This is a genomic window from Macromonas bipunctata (assembly GCF_002837135.1).
Classification (GTDB): domain Bacteria; phylum Pseudomonadota; class Gammaproteobacteria; order Burkholderiales; family Burkholderiaceae_C; genus Macromonas_A; species Macromonas_A bipunctata.
Map to the genome: position 1 here is coordinate 1 of NZ_NWBQ01000065.1, position 16,866 is coordinate 16,866.

General features: G+C 63.0%; 16 protein-coding genes and 1 pseudogene. 8 read left to right on the forward strand and 9 right to left on the reverse strand.

The window, feature by feature from the left end:
* Nucleotides 1–58: 58 nt before the first annotated feature.
* Nucleotides 59–1,063, forward strand: coding sequence for a UDP-glucose 4-epimerase GalE (gene galE / locus CON76_RS10215; RefSeq protein WP_276309000.1), 1,005 nt, complete (start codon nt 59–61; stop codon nt 1,061–1,063).
* Here galE and rodA read toward each other — a convergent pair.
* Complete coding sequence (rodA, locus tag CON76_RS10220) at nt 1,052–2,212, reverse strand: rod shape-determining protein RodA (protein ID WP_101103257.1); 1,161 nt, start codon at nt 2,210–2,212, stop codon at nt 1,052–1,054. The genes galE and rodA overlap by 12 nt on opposite strands.
* A gap of 24 nt (nt 2,213–2,236) precedes the next feature.
* Between rodA and radA the strand changes: the two genes are divergently transcribed.
* A complete protein-coding gene (gene radA, locus CON76_RS10225) occupies nt 2,237–3,637 on the forward strand; it encodes a DNA repair protein RadA (protein WP_101103258.1) in 1,401 nt (466 codons plus the stop codon).
* A complete protein-coding gene (locus CON76_RS10230) occupies nt 3,637–5,256 on the forward strand; it encodes a bifunctional aminoglycoside phosphotransferase/ATP-binding protein (RefSeq protein WP_101103259.1) in 1,620 nt (539 codons plus the stop codon). The genes radA and CON76_RS10230 overlap by 1 nt, the downstream gene beginning before the upstream one ends.
* On the opposite strand, the gene CON76_RS10235 is transcribed toward CON76_RS10230, so the two are convergent.
* On the reverse strand, nt 5,204–6,430 hold the full coding sequence (locus CON76_RS10235) for a DUF3095 domain-containing protein (RefSeq protein ID WP_101103260.1): 1,227 nt from the start codon (nt 6,428–6,430) through the stop codon (nt 5,204–5,206). The genes CON76_RS10230 and CON76_RS10235 overlap by 53 nt on opposite strands.
* Nucleotides 6,431–6,444: 14 nt before the next feature.
* Between CON76_RS10235 and CON76_RS13160 the strand changes: the two genes are divergently transcribed.
* A complete protein-coding gene (locus CON76_RS13160) occupies nt 6,445–6,606 on the forward strand; it encodes a hypothetical protein (RefSeq protein ID WP_169929035.1) in 162 nt (53 codons plus the stop codon).
* A gap of 21 nt (nt 6,607–6,627) precedes the next feature.
* Here CON76_RS13160 and CON76_RS10240 read toward each other — a convergent pair whose 3' ends face one another.
* The 4 genes from CON76_RS10240 to CON76_RS10250 are packed head-to-tail and all read right to left on the reverse strand — an operon-like array spanning nt 6,628 to nt 9,228.
* Complete coding sequence (locus CON76_RS10240; protein ID WP_169929036.1) at nt 6,628–7,383, reverse strand: alpha-ketoglutarate-dependent dioxygenase AlkB family protein; 756 nt, start codon at nt 7,381–7,383, stop codon at nt 6,628–6,630.
* Nucleotides 7,376–8,140: a hypothetical protein gene (locus CON76_RS12900; RefSeq protein WP_145995413.1), complete on the reverse strand. Its 765-nt coding sequence runs from the start codon at nt 8,138–8,140 to the stop codon at nt 7,376–7,378. Before CON76_RS12900 ends, CON76_RS10240 begins: the two co-directional genes overlap by 8 nt.
* Nucleotides 8,141–8,167: 27 nt before the next feature.
* On the reverse strand, nt 8,168–8,437 hold the full coding sequence (locus CON76_RS10245; protein ID WP_101103261.1) for a hypothetical protein: 270 nt from the start codon (nt 8,435–8,437) through the stop codon (nt 8,168–8,170).
* Entirely contained in the window at nt 8,434–9,228 is a 795-nt protein-coding gene (locus CON76_RS10250; RefSeq protein WP_145995414.1) for a hypothetical protein, read from the reverse strand. Before CON76_RS10250 ends, CON76_RS10245 begins: the two co-directional genes overlap by 4 nt.
* Before the next feature lie 221 nt (nt 9,229–9,449).
* Between CON76_RS10250 and CON76_RS10255 the strand changes: the two genes are divergently transcribed.
* The 4 genes from CON76_RS10255 to ruvC are packed head-to-tail and all read left to right on the forward strand — an operon-like array spanning nt 9,450 to nt 13,772.
* Nucleotides 9,450–11,540 (forward strand): ribonuclease catalytic domain-containing protein, encoded by a 2,091-nt coding sequence (locus CON76_RS10255; protein ID WP_101103268.1) that lies wholly within the window; start codon nt 9,450–9,452, stop codon nt 11,538–11,540.
* A 26-nt stretch (nt 11,541–11,566) separates the two neighbouring features.
* Nucleotides 11,567–12,442: an energy transducer TonB gene (locus tag CON76_RS10260; protein ID WP_101103269.1), complete on the forward strand. Its 876-nt coding sequence runs from the start codon at nt 11,567–11,569 to the stop codon at nt 12,440–12,442.
* Between the two features lie 18 nt (nt 12,443–12,460).
* Nucleotides 12,461–13,198 (forward strand): monofunctional biosynthetic peptidoglycan transglycosylase, encoded by a 738-nt coding sequence (gene mtgA / locus CON76_RS10265; RefSeq protein WP_101103263.1) that lies wholly within the window; start codon nt 12,461–12,463, stop codon nt 13,196–13,198.
* Between the two features lie 25 nt (nt 13,199–13,223).
* A complete protein-coding gene (ruvC, locus tag CON76_RS10270; protein ID WP_101103264.1) occupies nt 13,224–13,772 on the forward strand; it encodes a crossover junction endodeoxyribonuclease RuvC in 549 nt (182 codons plus the stop codon).
* A gap of 16 nt (nt 13,773–13,788) precedes the next feature.
* Here ruvC and lpxC read toward each other — a convergent pair whose 3' ends face one another.
* The 3 genes and pseudogenes from lpxC to CON76_RS13165 all read right to left on the reverse strand — a co-directional run.
* Nucleotides 13,789–14,712: a UDP-3-O-acyl-N-acetylglucosamine deacetylase gene (gene lpxC / locus CON76_RS10275; protein WP_101103270.1), complete on the reverse strand. Its 924-nt coding sequence runs from the start codon at nt 14,710–14,712 to the stop codon at nt 13,789–13,791.
* 72 nt (nt 14,713–14,784) lie between these two features.
* Nucleotides 14,785–16,653 (reverse strand): ABC transporter ATP-binding protein, encoded by a 1,869-nt coding sequence (locus tag CON76_RS10280; RefSeq protein ID WP_101103271.1) that lies wholly within the window; start codon nt 16,651–16,653, stop codon nt 14,785–14,787.
* Nucleotides 16,654–16,676: 23 nt separating this feature from the next.
* Nucleotides 16,677–16,866, reverse strand: a pseudogene (locus CON76_RS13165) (hypothetical protein); the annotation flags it as partial.

Below are 16,866 nucleotides of genomic sequence, written 5' to 3' on the forward strand. Positions count from 1 at the left end.
CCCCGAGGCTTGCCGCTCAATTTGGGTCATTGGCATACAACACTGTGATCGACGCACAATAAATGGCAATTCAAAATTACCGCACATTCTGGTGGTGGGTGGTGCGGGTTACATTGGCTCGCACATGGTGCAGCGTTTGGGGCAGGCGGGCTGCCGCGTGACCACGCTGGACAACCTGAGCAACGGGCACCGCAATGCCGTACTGTACGGCGAATTGGTGCAGGGCGATGTGGCCGACCGGCAGTTGCTGGACGACTTGCTGACCCAACACCGCTTTGATGCGGTGATGCACTTTGCGTCGCTGATCCAAGTGGGCGAATCGGTACAGCACCCCGCCAAGTATTACCAAAACAACTTGGGCCACACGCTGCAACTGCTGGATGCCATGCGCGCTGCGGGGGTAGCGAGGTTCATTTTTTCGTCCACCGCCGCCACGTTTGGCGAGCCGTTGTACTCGCCCATCGACGAGTTGCACCCACAGCGCCCCATCAACCCGTATGGCCGCAGCAAGTGGATGGTGGAGCAGGTGTTGCCCGATTACGAGGCGGCCTACGGGTTGCGGTCGATGTGCTTGCGCTACTTCAATGCCGCCGGAGCCGACCCTGAAGGCCGTCTGGGCGAGCGCCACGAACCAGAAACGCACCTGATTCCTCTGGCATTGCAAGCGGCGGCAGGACAGCGCGCGCACATGAGCGTGTTTGGACGCGACTACGACACGCCCGACGGCACCTGCATCCGCGACTACATCCACGTGAGCGATTTGTGCGAGGCGCACTGGCTGGCCTTGCAGCACTTGCTGGCCGGTGGTGGCAGCCGCTGCTACAACTTGGGCAACGGGCAAGGGTTTTCAGTGCAGCAAGTGCTGGACACCGTGCAGCGCGTGACGGGCCGCTCGGTGCCGGTACAGGACGCTCCACGCCGTTCCGGCGACCCGGCCCGCCTGGTAGCGGATGCCACCCGGGCCCAGCAGGAACTGGGCTGGGTGCAACGCTACCCCAGGCTGCACGACATGGTGCAGCACGCTTGGCAATGGCAACAACGTTCAAGCAACTCAACTTTGTAACAGCCGCCGCGCCTTGGCCACCGACATCAAAATGCCCAACCCTGCGCCCAGCGTCACCATGGCGGTGCCGCCGTAGCTGATGAACGGCAACGGCACGCCCACCACCGGCAGAATGCCGCTGACCATGCCCATGTTGACAAAAGCATAGACAAAAAAGTTGAGCGTCACGGCCCCGGCCAGCAGGCGGTCGAACAGGGTGATGCCTTCCAGCGCCACCATCAGGCCCCGGTAGATGAGGAACAAGAACGCCGCCAGCAGCGTGAGCACGCCCACAAAGCCGAATTCCTCAGAGAGGGCGGCAAAGATGAAGTCGGTGGTGCGCTCGGGGATGAATTCGAGGTGGGTCTGGGTGCCGCGCATGAAGCCCTTGCCCCACACGCCGCCCGAGCCAATGGCGATCATGCCTTGGATGATGTGAAAGCCCTTGCCCAGCGGGTCTTTGGTCGGGTCGAGCAAGGTACACACGCGCTGGCGCTGGTACTCGTGCAGTATTTTCCAGTCCACATCGGGCGCGCACCATTGCGGCTCCATCACCACCAGCGTGACGATGCCCGCCACCGCCAGCAGCAGCGGCGGCACAATCAGGCGCCAACTCAGGCCCGCAAAAAAGATGACGAACAAGCCCGAGGCCATCACCAGCAGCGTGGTGCCCAGGTCGGGCTGCTTGAGGATGAGCGCGGAGGGCACGGCCAGGATCAGCCCGGCCACGGCAAAGTCCAGCGGGCGCAGGCTGCCCTCGCGCTTCTGGAACCACCAGGCCAGCATCATGGGCATAGCAATTTTCATCAGCTCGCTGGGCTGGATGACGACGAAGCCGAGGTCGATCCAGCGCGTGGCCCCCTTTTTGGTGATGCCAAACAACTCCACCCCCAACAACAGCAGCACGCCGGTGGTGTAGAGCGGCACCGCCAACAGCATGAGGCGTTGGGGCGGGATTTGCGAAATCAACAGCAGCACGAACAACGCCAGCAGCATGTTGCGGCCATGGTCGGCAAAGCGGGTGCCGTGGTCGTAACCCACCGAGTACATCACCACCAGCCCCATGCAGGCCAGTATCAGCACGGCCAGCGCCAGCCAGCCATCAAAGCCACCCCACACCGGGCGCAGGCGTTGCCACAAGGGCGGTTTCTGGATCACAACAGGAGACATGGGCGTGGATTATCCTTTGCGGCTATGGCCACCAAAGACAAAACCACTTACACCTGCAACGAATGCGGCGGCACCACACCGCGTTGGCTGGGCAAGTGCCCGCACTGCAACGCCTGGAACAGCCTGGTAGAAAGCGTGGCCGAGCCCGCCAGCGGCGGTGGCAAAAACCGCCTGAGCCAAGCCAAGGGGCTGGCCCCCAGCGCGGCGTTGACGGTGTTGAGCGAAATCCAGGCCGCCGACGTGGAGCGCACCCCCACCGGGTTGGGCGAGCTGGACCGCGTGCTGGGCGGTGGCATTGTGGAGGGCGGTGTGGTGCTGATTGGTGGCGATCCCGGCATCGGCAAATCGACACTGCTGCTGCAAGCGGTGGACGCGCTGCAACGCACGGGCTTGTCCACGCTGTACGTGACGGGCGAGGAAAGCGGGGCACAGGTGGCGTTGCGCTCACGCCGGCTGGGGCTGGAGCAGAGTCAAGTCAAGGTGCTGGCCGAAATTCAGCTGGAAAAAATCCTGGCCACGCTGGACAGCCACAAGCCCGCCATTGCGGTGATCGACTCGATCCAGACCGTGTATTCCGACCAGCTCAGTGCCGCGCCGGGGTCGGTGTCACAGGTGCGCGAATGCGCGGCGCACCTGACGCGCGCCGCCAAGGCCAGCGGGGTGGCGATTGTGCTGGTGGGCCATGTGACCAAGGAAGGCGCGCTGGCCGGGCCGCGTGTGCTGGAGCACATGGTGGACACGGTGCTGTATTTTGAGGGCGACACGCACAGCAGCTACCGCTTGATCCGCGCCATCAAGAACCGCTTTGGCGCAGTGAACGAAATTGGCGTGTTTGCCATGACCGAGCGCGGCCTCAAAGGGGTGAACAACCCCAGCGCCATCTTTTTGAGCCAGCACAGCCAGCCCGTGCCCGGCAGTTGCGTGCTGGTGACGCTGGAAGGCACACGCCCCATGCTGGTGGAAATCCAGGCGCTGGTGGACAGCGGCGGCCCCAGCCCGCGCCGCCTGAGCGTGGGCCTGGACCGCGACCGGCTGGCCATGCTGCTGGCGGTGCTGCACCGGCACGCGGGCGTGTCGTGCGCCGACCAAGATGTGTTCGTCAACGCGGTGGGCGGCGTGCGCATTGGTGAACCGGCTGCCGATCTGGCCGTGCTGCTGGCCATCACCAGCAGCCTGCGCGGCAAGGCACTGCCACAGGGTTTTCTGGCGTTTGGCGAGATTGGCCTGGCGGGCGAGGTGCGCCCCGCCCCACGCGGACAAGAGCGCCTGAAGGAAGCGGCCAAACTGGGCTTCAGCGTCGCCATCGTGCCCAAGGCCAATATGCCCAAAAAAGGCGACACCGCCCTGGCCAAGGCACTGGAAGGCATGACTCTGCACCCGGTGGAGCGCATCGAGGAAGCGATGGACGTGGTGCGGGGGCTGTGATGCACGACAACCCCTGCCTGCCCGCGCTGCTGCGCCACCTGGTCGCGCTGTACCCCGGCACCACCATCGAGCGCATCGACACCCACATCTCCACCGTGCTGCTGGTGGGCCAAGATGCCTACAAGCTCAAAAAGCCGGTGCGGTTGCCGTTCCTGGACTTTTCCACGCTGGCGCAGCGGCGCCACTTTGTGGCGGAAGAGCTGCGCCTGAACCAGCGCACCGCACCGGGGCTGTACCTGGACGTGCTGCCGGTGCTGGGGAATACCGACACCGCCACGCTGGGCACTGCCGCCCATGCACACCAAGCCATCGACTGGGTGCTGCACATGCGCCGCTTTCCGACCCAGGACGTGCTGGCCACGCTGGCCGACAGCGGCGCGCTGCAAACCCAGCACATTGATGCGCTGGCCGCGCACGTGGCTGCGTTCCACCAGCGCCTGCCCGCCCTGCCGCCCGACTGGCATCCGCACCAGCCGCTGGCCGCCTGGATGCTGGAAAGTTGTGACGAGATCGCCAGCCACCCGGCGCGCCCCGCCAGCCTGACACCCGCACGGCTGGCCCGCCTGCGCACCCAGCTGCAACTGCAACTGCAACAACTGGCCCCGTGGTGCCAACAACGCCAGCGCAGCGGCCACGTGCGCGAATGCCACGGCGACCTGCACCTGGGCAACCTGGTGCTGTGGCAGGGTGCGGTGGTGGCGTTCGATGCCCTCGAATTCAACGCCGACCTGCGCTGCATCGACGTGATGAACGATGCCGCCTTCGCCTTCATGGACTTGCTGGCACGCGGGCAGCCCGCGCTGGCGTGGCGCTTCATCAACGCCTACATCGAGCGCACCGGCGACTTGGACGGCCTGCGCGGCCTGCCGCTGTTTGCCGCCTACCGCGCACTGGTGCGGGCCAAGGTGGCGCTGCTCAGTGGCGACGCACCCGCCGTGGTGGAACACTACTGGGCACTGGCCGAACGCTGCCTGGCCACGCCCGCCACCCCACCCCGGCTGCTGCTGACCACCGGCCTGAGCGGGTCGGGCAAATCCACCGTGGCCGGGCTGCTGGTGGAGGCACTGGCCGAACGCGGCATTGGCGCGGTACGCCTGCGCTCCGACGTGGAACGCAAGCGCCTGCATGGCCTGGCCGCCACCGAGCGCCCCGCCGACCACGCCACCCTGTACGCCCCTGCCACCACCGCCCGCACCTACACCCACCTGCAACAACAGGCCCGCGCCCTGCTACAACTGGGGTACTGGGTGGTGCTGGATGCCGCCTGCCTGCGCCAGCGCGAACGCGCCCAGCTGCACACCGCCGCGCAACAGGCCAAGGCCGGGTGTGCGCTGGTGGAATGCGTGGCCGACCCGGCGCTGCTGCGCGCGCGCATCGTGGCCCGGCAACAGCAGCAGAACGATGCCTCCGACGCCACGCCCGAGGTGCTGGCCGCCCAGTTGGCCCACGCCGAACCCATCCCGCCCGATTGGCCCGTGGCGCACCACCGCCTGCACAACGGCGCCAGCCTGGCCGCACTGCAGCACCAGGTGCGGCAGCTGGTGGCACAACTGCTGCCCGCACCGGCTACGGATGCTGGGGCTGGGGCTGGGGCGGCACCTGCAGCAGGTGCCGCTTGAGCTGGCGCGCGGCCAGGGCATAGCCGCCGTCGCTGCCATCCACAAAGTGCAGGTGCTTGTCGGCGTGCGATTCCACCAGACACGTCACCAGCGCATGGTCGGACAGGTGCAGGCCATACACCAGCGCACCCTGGGCCTGCTGCGCGTCCAGCCAGGCCTGCAACGCCTGGTACTGGGCATCGGTCACGTCCAGCACCATGCGCAAGGCGGCGTCGAACTTGCGGAAGTCGGTCTGGCGCACCAGATCGTCGCGGTAGTGGCTCCAAGCCACACTGGCAGTGTCGATGCGGCGCGCAAACAGGTAGCTGCCCGCCACGTTGTGCAGCAGCAGCCGGGCCGCGTAGGCCAGTTTGCCGGTGAAACGCAGCCCGGCGGTGCGCACCATCCACTCGCCCATCAGCTGGCGGGGCGAGAAGCTCAGGCGCATGCGTTCGGCGCGCAGCGGGTGGTGGGCGCTCAGGTCGTCGCCCAGCGCGGCGCGCAGCTGCGCCAGCACGCGCTGGTAGGTGTGCTGCGCCTGCGCCGGGTCGCTGGCACGTGCCAGCACAATCAGCGCCAGCTTGTGACCCTGGAAGCTGGGCACCTCTTGCCAGCGGCATTCAAAGCCCTCGAAGCTGGCCTCGGCGGGGCCGTCGTCGGGCTGGACGTGCAGCACGCCCGCATCGGGCCACCCGGCCTTGACGCGCCGCTCGGCCTCGGCCCAGCCCGATCCAGCCAGCACCGCCTGCCCCACGTGCGTTGACAACTGCACCTTGGCCACCTTCACCCCATGGCCAGCAGCGCGCAGCTCACCCACCGGCACCAGCCCGGCGCGCAGTTGCAGGCCAAACTGCTGCGCCGCCAGCTGCTGCGTGCCACGCAAGGCGCGCAAGGTCGGCTCGATGTGGCTGTCGGGCACGGCAAAGGTGGCCCCATCGCCGCCAAACACAAAGGGCAGTTGCAGGCTGCGGTCCATGTTGACCAGCGCCGCAATGCAGGCCACGCCCACGGTGTTGACCTGCTTGTAGGCCCCGGCGGCAATGGCCTGGGTCGATTGCACCACGTCGGCCACCACGCAGTACCAGTCATCGGGCACATCGGCCTGCGCACGGGGCGCCAGCGCGGCCTCCAGCGACGGCAAAGCGGGCAGATCGCGGTAAAAGTGGGCGCTGGCGGTGGGGTCGGGGGTGTACATGGCACCAGAATACCTTGACTGCTGCGCCACCGCCCAGTTGGCGCAGCAGCCCCGCCTTTGCCGAACTGCTGGCCAGCGCGCTGCAACAGCTGCACGAAGGCAGCGTGGCGCGCTACCGCCTACGCCGTTCGGAATACCTGGCCTGGCAGTTGCGGCTGTCGGAACAAAAAATCTGAAGATTATTTCACTCTAAAAACTCAAGAATCAACACCAATCCTTCTGAATGTCAAGTTGAACCTTGATCCCTCTACCTTTTTTCTTTTTGGAACAGAATGTTGCCAGAAATGCTGAAGCTCTCCTTTCATTATGAGCAGACTACCATGCCCAAGAAAAATTTTTATTTTTTGCGAATGATCATCATTTCTTCTTATTAAGAAATCTCTTTCTTCTCCAAAATTTGCAGAAGCGATTACAGGGTTTTTACCAAGCTCCTTTTCATCATCAGCATGCCACCCCAAACAATCCTCTCCATCACGATACCAATTTAGCAGGACGCTATTAAAGTCAATCTGTGAAAATTTTTCGATTTCTTTTTTCATATACAAAAGCCCAGCATTCCATTCATTTGGAACAGATGTAATACCGGAATAAGTATACATCTTATTGCTATCGCCATACCAAGACGTTAATCTGGGCAGAGGAATTTTTTTTCCATAAATTTTTATGAAATCTTGTTTCCACTTTATATTTTTAAACTGAATGTTATCCACCCCCAAAGCCAAAGCATTTTTCCAATCAGCACGATGCCAATCCAGTAGTTCAGCCTCTTGAAAATACTCCAAAGCTCTACCACTTACTTTTTTATCAAAAAAGTTTTTTATATAAATCAAACAACCATTCGGAACGGTTATGCTATATCCTTCCCATCCATTAATTGACTGCACAATCCACTCAGATTTCAGTGAAATCTGAAAAGGCAAATCAACTTCATGATTCTCAAATAAACTATTCACCCAACACCTCCAGCTGACAAAACAATCCAATCATATCAGCATCTTTCCCACTCACAATAATTTTAAATTTGTAAATATCTTTATAATCCACTCCAACATGAAAAGAATCATCAATTATTTTAATAATTTCATCAAACACCCGAGAGCCGCCAAAAAAATTTCTATCATGACTAACTGCAAAAATATTATGAACTCCCCTAGTTTTTAATATTTTTCTAAAAATAGACAAACCATCAAACCCAGGAATATCCAACACATTGGAAAAAATATGTGCAAATTCAACGCCAGGAATTAAATTTAAATTTTCAAATTTAACCCTACCAACAAAATCATTCAAAGAAAAAACAGAAGACTCAGGGCAATAACAACGAACAATTGCCTCTGCCCTTCTTAATGCGAGCGCAGACGGCTCTATCAATGTAACGCTCTTAGTATTGACCCGAAGATCCTTACCATACTCATCAAATAACGATGCAGATGCCAATCCCTGACCACAGCCATAATCGATGATCTGCAAAAAATCAGGTTTAAACAAAAACTTACCGAAAATTTCTTTCCACTGCTTTTTAGTCATATCTCCGTAAGAGTGCAAATATTGATTAAGTTGATCGACACTACTAATAATTGCGCGGCCCCATTTTAACTGGTCATGCACACCTTGCTTTTGCTTTTTAAATTCAGAGTGCATCAAAGAAAAAGAAATATTGTCTTTATTCAAAAAACCACAATTAATTGCATTTAAAATATAATCATTCATAACAACCTTAATTTAAAAAAACTTAACTCAAATTCGATTGATTCTCTTGTAACGATGTCCGACAGTCACAATCGAGTCACCAGCCACCACGATGTAACTGTCCAAGTGTTCACTCAATTTTCCAGCAAGGCTGCCAGCGTAGCTTTCGAGACGTTTTTTTGAGCGCCGATCAAAAAAACACACTTCAGCTCCTGCGTGGTCGTGTTCACGGCAACCAAACTTGAGCAGGAGATCCACCATCAAAGGCGGAATGCCGCGCTGCTGACTTCTGGTGGCCGCATGGTCTGTGAATTTCATTTTTTACCCTCCTCTTCGTCCATCATTTCTTGAGCAAGTTTCCAGAAATTATCTCCACCTAAAATAGTATTCAAGTAATGGTTCAAGGACATTCCATGCTCTTCAGCTTTGCGATGAAGATCCTTTACAAACTCCAAATCCAGTAAAAAATTTCTTTCAGGAGCAGGTGCCAAAGGCTCAAAATCAACACTTTGCGTCGGAACAAAGCCTTTTCGGCCCGCAAGCCAACGGCGCGCTTCTTCAGGGGTGACCAGCGAACGTTTCCCAACTTGTGTTGTTTTTAGCGGGGCTGCCAATTTCGGGTTGGCGGCGTTGCGTACGCTGCGTTCGTCCATGTTGGCCAACAAGGCCACTTCGGCCAAGGTCAGGTGATCCCAGGTGCTGTTGCCAAAGCCATATTCGTCCATGCCGTAGTCGGTGGCGCGACGGCCACCATCCAGCACCATCCGCGCCACCGCAGTCTGCACCGCACGCAACGCCAGCCGAGGTACGGCGTTGTCCAGCTCCTCCAAAAAAGGCCTCATGGCCACAGTGTGGATGCCATGAAAGAACCGTTCAACACTGGCGTGGATGCCTTCAAGTCTTCTCCCCGGAAACAGGATCTTGTTCGGCATCCCCATGATGCCGTAGTCGTACATCTCCTCCACCCCCATCCAGATCGGGGAGGCCTCGATAGCTTCCCGCTGCGTCAGGCTTGCCTCATCCAACCCATACAGCTGGCTGGTCTGCCGCCCCAACAGGGAGAGGAACCGCAACAACTCTGCTTGCATTTCTGCTTTTGAAAACGACACTACTCACTCCTTATGTGACTAACATGACATAACCAGTATCATACCAAAATAGGGCAGCTTATGACATACATGATGTCATGTAAATCATGATTTTTTTGAGGCAAGCCGGCGCTGCCAGGGGTAACAACACCATCACGCCCACCCCGCCACCCGCTAAACTTGCACCCTTTGTGCTGCCGCCCCTGTGCAGCGCCACCGCCGACCCCACCGAAAGCCCCATTTTGTTTGCACTGTTTGATGACGCCGGCAAGTTCCAGACCGGCCGCGTGATGTCCGAGGCCGACAGCTCCCTGCAAGTGGAGCTGGACAGCGGCAAGCGCGTCAAGGTCAAGGCCGCCCATGTGCTGCTCAAGTTCGACAAGCCCGCGCCCGCCGTGCTGATGGCCGGTGCGCAGGCGCTGGCACACGAGATCGAGCTCGACCTGGCGTGGGAATTTGCGCCGGAAGACGAGTTCGGCTACGCCGACCTGGCGCGCGACTACTTCAGCGCCCAGGCCACGCTGGAGCAGCAAGTGGCCGCGCTGCTGCGCCTGAGCGAAGCGCCGCACTACTTCCGCCGTGCGGGCAAGGGCCGCTTCAAGAAGGCCAGCCCCGAGGTGCTGCAACAGGCGCTGGCGGCGCTGGAGAAAAAGCAGCAGATCAACGCCCAGATCGAGGCGTGGACCGCCGAGCTGGCCGCGGGCCAGTGCCCGGCCCCGATCCAGGAGCAGCTGTACAAGATCCTGTTCAAGCCCGACAAGAACGCGCCCGAGTACAAGGCGGTGGTGCACGCGGCCCACGTCACGCACCTGGCGCCGCTGACGCTGCTGCAAAAGGCGGGCGCCATCCGCAACGCCTACCAGTTCCATTGGCAGCGTTTCCTGTTCGAGCACTTTCCCAAGGGCACGGGCTTTCCGGCCTTGCAGGCGCCGCCGGTGGCCGACGAGCTGCCGCTGGCCAGCGTGCAGGCGTTCTCCATCGACGATTCCACCACCACCGAAATCGACGATGCGCTGAGCGTGCAGGGCCTGGGCACGGGCAGCGTGACATTGGGCATCCACATTGCGGCCCCGGGCCTGGCCATCCAGCCCGGCAGTGCTATCGACCAGGTGGCGCGCAACCGCCTGAGCACGGTCTACATGCCGGGCCACAAAATCACCATGCTGCCCGACGCGGTGGTGCAAACCTACACGCTGGACGCGGGTGGCAACCGCCCTGCGCTGTCGCTGTACCTCACGTTCGACGAAACCGAACTGACCGTGCAGCGCAGCGAGACCAAATTGGAACTGGTGCCGATTGCGCACAACCTGCGCCACGATCAGCTCGACCAGGCCATCACCGCCGACTGGCTGCAAGACCCGCAAGCCCCCACCGGCGCACCATTGAGCGACGAAGTGGCCGCGCTGCGCCCGGAACTGTCGTTCCTGTACCGGCTGGCGTTGGTGTGCAAAACACGGCGCGAGGTGGTGCGTGGCAAACCCGAGACCTTCACCCGCCCCGACTACACCTTCAAGCTCGAAGGCGTGGAGGGCGACGCCCCGGCGGGCGATGAAACCGTGGTCATCGGTACCCGTTCGCGCGGTGCGCCGCTGGACTTGATGGTGGCCGAGGCCATGATCCTGGCCAACAGCACTTGGGGCCAGTTGCTGGCCAGCAGTGGCGTGCCGGGCATCTACCGCAGCCAGGCCAGTCTGGCGCCGGGCGTAAAGGTGCGCATGGGCACCAAGGCGCTGCCGCACGCGGGCATAGGCGTGCCCAGCTACGCCTGGAGCACCTCGCCGCTGCGCCGTTACACCGATCTGGTCAACCAGTGGCAGATCATTGCCTGCGCGCGCCACGGCGCCACCGCCGCGCTGGTGGCCCCGTTCAAGCCCAAAGATGCCGATTTGTTCTCGGTCATCAGCGCCTTTGACGCCGCGTACACCGCCTACAACCAGTTCCAGAACGGCATGGAGCGTTACTGGACACTGCATTACATCCGCCAACACGGCATCACCGAGTTGACCGCCACCGTCATCAAGGACAACCTGGTGCGCGCCGACGAGCTGCCGCTGGTGCTGGGCGTGCTGGGCGCCGACGGCCTGCCGCGTGGCGCGCAGGTGCGCGTGCGCCTGGGGTTGCTGGACGACATCTCGCTGGAAGTGACGGGCACCGTGATCGAGCGGCTCGACACCCCAGCCCTCTCCGCCGACGCGCTGGAGGCCGAAGCCGAAGAGGACGCCGAGCTTGCCGCACCGCTCACGCTGGCGCTGGACATGGCCGACGACGACAGCAACGGCGACGCGGCCCCGCCCGCCACCGGCGCCGCCAGCCCGGCGGCGGCCCAGGCCTGAACGCGGCACGGTGGCGCAACGTGAAGGTGTGGCAACGGTTGAGCACGCTGCAGGTGGCGCTGGCCATCTCGGTGGCGCTGCACGCGCTGCTGCTGACGCTGCGCTTTGCCGCACCCGAGCAATTCAACCGCGTATTCCAGGACACCCCGCTGGAGGTGATCCTCGTCAACGCGCGCAGCGACGAAGCGCCCGATGCGCCCCAGGCCATCGCCCAGGCCCACCTGGCCGGGGGCGGTGATGCCGCGCAGGGCCGCGCCACCTCGCCGCTGCCGCCGTCCATGCACACCCAATTGGGCGATGCGCTGCAAGACCAGGACCAGCGCATCGAGCGCCTGCAACAGCAGCAGCAGCGCCTGCTGACGCAACTGCGCCAGCAACTGGCCAGCCTGCCCGAGCAGCAACCCGAACGCACGCCCGACCGGCCCCAACACACGCCGCCGCCCACCGACGGCACCGCACCCGAACAGCAACGCGAGTTGCTGCTCAAACTGCTGGCCGAAATCGAGCGCCGCATCAACGAAGAAAACGCCCGCCCGCGCAAACGCTACGTTGGCCCCTCCACGCGCGAGGCCAGCTACGCGCTGTACTACGACGACCTGCGCCGCAAGATCGAGGAGCGCGGCACCAGCCACTTTCCGCAAGCGGGTGGACGCAAGCTGTACGGTGAGCTGACCATGCTCATCACCGTCAACCACGACGGCCAGGTGCTCAGCACCGAAGTGCTGCAGGCCTCGGGCCAGGCGGTGCTGGATCGCCACGCACAAAGCATCGTGCACAGCCTCACCTTTGGCCGCTTCAACCCCGACATGCGCGTGGCCGCCGACCAAATTGTGGTGGTGTCGCGCTTTCGCTTCACCAGCGACGCCACGCTGCAGACGCAACAGTTGAGCAATGGCGGCTGAGTGGCAAGGGGCGTGGGCATGAGGGGTGTGGTGCGCTGGCTGCTGTGGGTGCTGCTGGCCGGATTGGCGTTGCAGCTGTTTTTTGTAGGCCGCATTGCGCTGATGGCGGTGGTTGACCCGCAGAGCACGGCGTTCCAGCGTTCCGAGGCCTGGCGCATTGCGCGCGAGCGGCCCGCATTCACCTGGCGCCAGCAGTGGCGCGACTACGACGCCATCTCGCCGCACCTCAAGCGCGCGGTGCTGGCGGCGGAGGATTCCGGCTTCAACCAGCACGACGGCGTGGACTGGGACGCACTGGAAGCCGCCTGGGAACGCAACGAGCGCAGCGCCGCCCGTGCCGAGGCCCAAGTAGCCCAGGGCAAGGATCCCGCACAAGTCAAGCCGCCCAAGGTGGTGGGCGGCTCCACCATCACGCAGCAGCTGGCCAAGAACCTGCTGCTGTCGGGCGAACGCAGCCTGCTGCGCAAGGGCCAGGAGCTGGTGCTGACCATGACGCTGGAAGCGTTCTTGAGCAAGCGGCGCATCCTGGAAATCTACCTCAACAACGTGGAATGGGGCGAAGGCATTTTTGGTGCCGAAGCGGCGGCGCAACGCTACTTTGGCAAGTCGGCGCGGCAACTCAGCGCACGCGAGGCGGCCCGGCTGGCGGTGATGCTGCCCGCGCCCAAACGCTTTGAACAACGCGTCAACTCGCGCTACCTCAACAACCGGGCCAGCACCATTGCAGCACGCATGAACGCGGTCACACCGCCCTGAACCCCTTTGGAAAGACCCCACCACCATGCGCATCTTGGGCATTGACCCCGGCCTGCAAGCCACCGGCTTTGGTGTCATCGACACCGATGGCCCCCGCATGGCATACGTGGCCAGCGGCACCATCCGCACCAGCCCCAGTGAGGGCGCGCTGTTGCCCGAAAGGCTCAAGGTCATCTTTGACGGCATCAGCGAGGTGGTGGGCCGCTACCAACCCGACGTGGCCGCGTGCGAAATTGTGTTCGTCAACGTCAACCCGCAAGCCACGCTGATTCTGGGTCAGGCGCGCGGCTGCTGCCTGACCGCGCTGGTGGCCAACGGCCTGAGCGTGAGCGAATACACCGCGCTGCAACTCAAGAAAGCTGTGACGGGCCACGGCAAGGCGGCCAAGGCCCAAGTGCAGGAGATGGTCAAACGCCTGCTGCAACTGCCCGGCCTGCCCGGCAAGGACGCCGCCGACGCGCTGGGCCTGTGCATCACGCACGCGCAGGTGGCGCGCCACACGCAGGCCATCCACAAGGTGGCACCCACGCAGGCGCGCATCCACGCCGCGTACAAAGCCGGACGCAGTTACTGAAGAAGCACTACCCGGCTCAGTGGTACTGGCCCAGCTCGGCAAAACCGGCCGGTGCCTGGCTGTCGCGCGGGAAAGTCACCAAATCGTAAGCTTCAGGCTGGGCCAACAACGCGCGCAGCAGTTGGTTGTTCATGGCGTGGCCGCTGCGGAACGCGCTGTACGCCGCCAGCAACGGGCGGCCAATGATGTAGAGATCGCCCATCGCGTCCAGAATTTTGTGCTTGGCAAATTCGTCTTGGTAGCGCAGGCCGTCGGCGTTGAGCACTTTGTTGTCGTCCAGCACAATGGCGTTGTCCAGCCCACCGCCCAAGGCCAAGCCGTTGGCACGCATCATCTCCACATCGCGCGTAAAACCGAAAGTGCGGGCACGGGCAATTTCACGCGCGTACTGGCCGCTGCCCAAGTCAAACGTCACGGTCTGGCCACTGGCGCTGACGGCGGGGTGGTCAAACTCGATCTCGAAGCTGAGCTTGTAGCCGTGGTAGGGCTCCAGGCGCGCCCACTTCAGGCTGCGGCCCTCGCCCTCGCGCACCTCCACCGGCTGCAGCACACGGATGAAGCGCCGGGGTTCGGACTGCAGCTCGATGCCCGCGCTTTGCAGCAGGTACACGAACGACGCCGCCGAGCCGTCCAGGATCGGCACCTCCTCGGCGGTGATGTCGATGATGAGATTGTCGATGCCCAGTCCGGCGCAGGCGCTCATGATGTGCTCGATGGTGTGTACCTTGGCGCCGCCGTTGGAGATGGTGGAGGCCAGCCGCGTGTCGGTCACGGCCTGCGCGTGGACGGGAATCTGCACCGGCATGGGCAGATCGACCCGCCGGAACACGATGCCGGTGTCGGGCGGCGCCGGGCGCAGCGTCAGCTCCACGCGCTGGCCGCTGTGCAGGCCCATGCCCACGGCACGGGTCAGGGTCTTGAGGGTACGTTGCGCGATCATGGCCGGCATTATGCGGGATGGGGTATCTCCGTGCAGCGGGCCGGGCCGCGTCACGGCAGACGCCCGGTCAGGTCACGCTTCTTCGCCCAAAAAACCACCGCTCTGGTGCGCCCACAAGCGCGCATACAACCCGCCTTGCGCCAGCAGTTCGGCATGGCTGCCCTGCTCCACCACACGGCCCTGATCGAGCACCAGCAAGCGGTCCATCGCGGCAATGGTGGAGAGGCGGTGCGCAATCGCCACCACGGTCTTGCCTTCCATCAGGCGGTACAGGCTGGTCTGGATGGCGGCCTCGACTTCGGAATCCAGCGCGCTGGTGGCCTCGTCCAGCAGCAAAATGGGCGCGTCCTTGATCATGACGCGCGCAATGGCAATGCGCTGGCGCTGCCCGCCCGAGAGCTTGACCCCGCGCTCGCCCACGTGGGCGTCGTAGCCGGTGCGGCCGGTGGCGTCGCTCAGGGTCTGGATGAAGCCGTGCGCCTCGGCGCGCTGGGCGGCGGCCAGCATGTCGGCCTCGCTGGCGTCGGGGCGGCCGTAGAGCAGGTTGTCGCGCACCGAGCGGTGCAGCAGCGAGGTGTCCTGCGTCACCATGCCAATGTGCTGGCGCAGGCTGTCTTGCGTCACCCGGGCAATGTCCTGGCCGTCGATGGTGATGCGGCCATGCTCCAGGTCGTAAAAGCGCAGCAGCAGGTTGACGATGGTGGACTTGCCCGCGCCAGAACGCCCGACCAGGCCGATTTTCTCGCCCGGGCGGATAGTCAAGTTCAAATCACGGATGACCCAGCGCGGCGCGGCCTCAGGCTGGCCCGGCTGGGCTGGCTGCCCCGGCTGGCCGTAGGCAAAGCTGACGTTGTCGAAGCGCACCTCGCCGCGCGGCACCTGCAGCGGCTGGGCGTCGGGCGCGTCCAGCACGCGCTGGGGCTGCGCCAGGGTGTTGATGCCGTCCTGCACCGTGCCCACGTGCTCGAACAGCGAAGCCATTTCCCACATCACCCAGTGCGACATGCCGTTGAGGCGCAACGCCATGGCGGTGGCGGCGGCCACGGCCCCGATGCCGACCTGGCCCTGGCTCCACAGCCACAGCGCCACGCCGGCGGTGCTGGCAATCAGCGTCATGCTCAGGGTGTGGTTGATGATCTCGATGCCGCTGACCAGCCGCATCTGCGCGTGCACGGTGGCCATGAATTCGCGCATCGCGCTTTGGGCGTAACCAGCCTCGCGCCCGGCGTGCGAGAACAGTTTGACGGTGGCGATGTTGGTGTAGGCGTCGGTGATGCGGCCCGTCATCAGGGCGCGCGCCCCGGCCTGGTCCTTGGACACCCGCGACAGGCGCGGGATGAACCAGCGCAGCGCCAGCGCGTACAGCCCCAGCCAGCCCAGGAAGGGCAGCAGCATCCAGGCGTCAAAGCCGCCCAGCACCGCCACCATGGTGATGAAGTAGATGGAAACAAAGACCAGGATATCGGCCAGGATGAACACGGTGTCGCGCACCGCCAGCGCGGTCTGCATCACCTTGGCGGCCACGCGCCCGGCAAACTCGTCCTGGTAGAAGGCCATGCTCTGGCCCAGCATCAGGCGGTGGAAGTTCCAGCGCAAGCGCATCGGAAAGCTGCCCGCCAGCGTCTGGTGCTTGAGCAAGGTTTGCAGCGCCACCAGCGCCACGCTGCCCAGCATCACGCCGCCCAGCGCCAGCAGGGTGTGGCCTTCCTCGATCCACAAGCGGCTGGGCTGCACTTGGCCCAGCCAGTCCACCAGGCGGCCCAGCAGGGCAAACAGCAGCGCCTCCAGCGCGCCAATGGTGGCCGTCAGCAGCGTCATGCCCACCACGTAGGGCCGCAGCCCGGCGGTGCCCGCCCACACGAAGGCCCAGAAGCCGCGCGGCGGCGGCACCGGCACCGCCCGCGGGTAGGGGTTGACGCGCTGCTCGAACCAGCGCCACACGGAGGGGCGGTCGGGGCGAGGTGTCACTTGTCGCTGGACTGGCGGCGCAGGTAGGTCGGGATTTCGTACTCTTCCATGTTGCTGCCGCCCATCGGGTCGACGCGCCCGCCCATGGGCGTGCGGCCCGTGCGCGGACCCCACACAGCGGGGCCAGCCTGCGGCACCGGGGCCGACTGCTGGTGCAGCGGCGGCGGCGCGCCAAAACCGGCCACC